Below are 1,767 nucleotides of genomic sequence, written 5' to 3'. Positions count from 1 at the left end.
CTGCGCGAGTTAAGTCTAGTGTTGCAGTCAACAATTGAACGCCTTCTTCAGTTAAAGGGGTGCCTAATTCGCGAGTAGTAAACTTCCTAATGGCAACCTTCTTTTCATCTAACCACTCCTTCATCTTTTCGCATACCGCGCTACATATTTTACAGACGAGCCTACTGATTTCGCTGTACCAGTCGATGCTCCGAATTGATTCAATAGCGTTGGAATTGTAAGTCCTACAATGAAAAAAATCATCCCAATAACCATATTTCCATTTTCAAGACTGACTAACGTTTTAATACCGAGTACAAAGCAAAGTAATTGAATCGTAAGGGTTAAAATATTGCTTACAACTGTTTTCATCCATAAATTAAAGAAGTTATATTGATCATTTACGATAGTAGGGATTGCTAATACTCCCGTAAGACCAATAACATTCCAAGCCCAACCGGCTGATGGGATAGTACGTAATCGTCAGTTTCGGCGAGTAGTTGAGCATGCCGCCAGCATCGCCCGAATAGAATTTCTTATACGTTGCGAGTGTCTCGTTCGATCCTTTCAACATTAACCCGAGATTCTGAGATGGTGTATCCATCCATTTTTGGACTGTTTCCGCTTTGATTGGCCATTTAAAGAGCGGCGGTTCTGTTGCAGCGGTGTCTAACGCCCCAATGGTTTGGCTGGAAAGCAAGGTTGGAGTGTAATCGCCCCCTTTGTTTGTCCATAAGGAGCTGAGTGTACGGCGGTTCCAGGTTGCTCGGTTCTCTTCCCATGCATTGCTTGTTTCATAAAGCTGAACAGATGTCGCTGTGTCATTCCAGACCGAAGACAGACGCAGGTTCAGCTGTGCATTCATGATTTTGGCACCGCGAGGTAGAGAACCCATGTCGAATTGGAGAAGGGAGCGGACCACGTTATTGGTGGTGCTGTTCTTGTATAAACCGGCCCCTAGCTCATGATCCGCTCCGCCGGTTGTATCGGGACGATTAAATAAAGCGCGGTCATAAAAATGACGGCCATAATTAAACCGTTCAATGTCCCTATTGAGTGCTTCACCTCCATAATATCCGGCTTCTTCTGCAAAAACAGCAGCATGAACTAAGGATGTTTGCTCCTCAGAATCAAAAAAAAGAGGAGCCTCAATAAAATTGTTCATTAATGAGTAGCCACCGTTATGTCCTGGTTCTGAGATGATGGGTACGCCACTGGTGGAAATTGTATCAATATAGCGGTAAACAGTCCTTATGTTCATCTCCAGCTTTTCTGAAATTTGTTGTGCAGTAACTTTTCCACCTGAACGAAGCATCCATAGAATCGCTAACATATTGTCAATTTTAGGCACATGATTCCACCTCTATCTGAATTTTTTTGATAGTTCTCTTATGAATTTTACCATTAAAATGTAAAGTCAACTTCCTAAGAATTGGTGGAATTCCAGTTCATCCAGAACCACCATTAGAATACAACCACGTTTTTTCACTAGAAGGCGTGTTCGATCATTACACAGACAAATCGCACGTCATTCGTGAAGGGAAATTATTGGAGGTTGAATCTTTATCTGAAATTGAGCATGTGAAGTTTGAGGATTTTGGTGAACTAGAAGCTTTTCATACTTCTGGGTGAACGATTGGTTCTTTTTATAAAATACCGGTCATGCATACCGACTCCAAAGGCTCGAACTTCCACTAGCACTTCATTATCGTCTATTTGCGGAATGGTTATTTCCTGTAATTCTACTTTATCATTTAATCCGTTTGTTCTAACAAAAGCTTTCATGTT

The 1,767-nt window shown here is 41.7% G+C and carries 3 protein-coding genes; all 3 read right to left on the bottom strand.

The genetic code is table 11. The features are described from left to right. Positions 1–120 precede the first annotated feature (120 nt). Positions 121–351: a conjugal transfer protein TrbL family protein gene (locus tag ABZ924_RS38615; protein WP_361920420.1), complete on the bottom strand. Its 231-nt coding sequence runs from the start codon at positions 349–351 to the stop codon at positions 121–123. 25 nt (positions 352–376) lie between these two features. Continuing rightward, entirely contained in the window at positions 377–1,330 is a 954-nt protein-coding gene (locus tag ABZ924_RS38610; RefSeq protein ID WP_361920418.1) for a DNRLRE domain-containing protein, read from the bottom strand. 254 nt (positions 1,331–1,584) lie between these two features. After that, on the bottom strand, positions 1,585–1,767 hold a 183-nt coding region (locus ABZ924_RS38605; protein ID WP_361920416.1), incomplete at its 5' end, for a hypothetical protein.

Source organism: Streptomyces sp. NPDC046876 (genome assembly GCF_040645035.1).
GTDB lineage: Bacteria > Actinomycetota > Actinomycetes > Streptomycetales > Streptomycetaceae > Streptomyces.
The sequence above is the reverse complement of the archived record's forward strand: the minus strand, read 5'-3'. Positions and strand labels throughout refer to the sequence as shown.

What these genes read in the sequence shown, in the direction of transcription:
- ABZ924_RS38615 (WP_361920420.1), bottom strand. Translation starts at nt 351, where the DNA reads ATGAAAACAGTTGTAAGCAATATTTTAACCCTTACGATTCAATTACTT.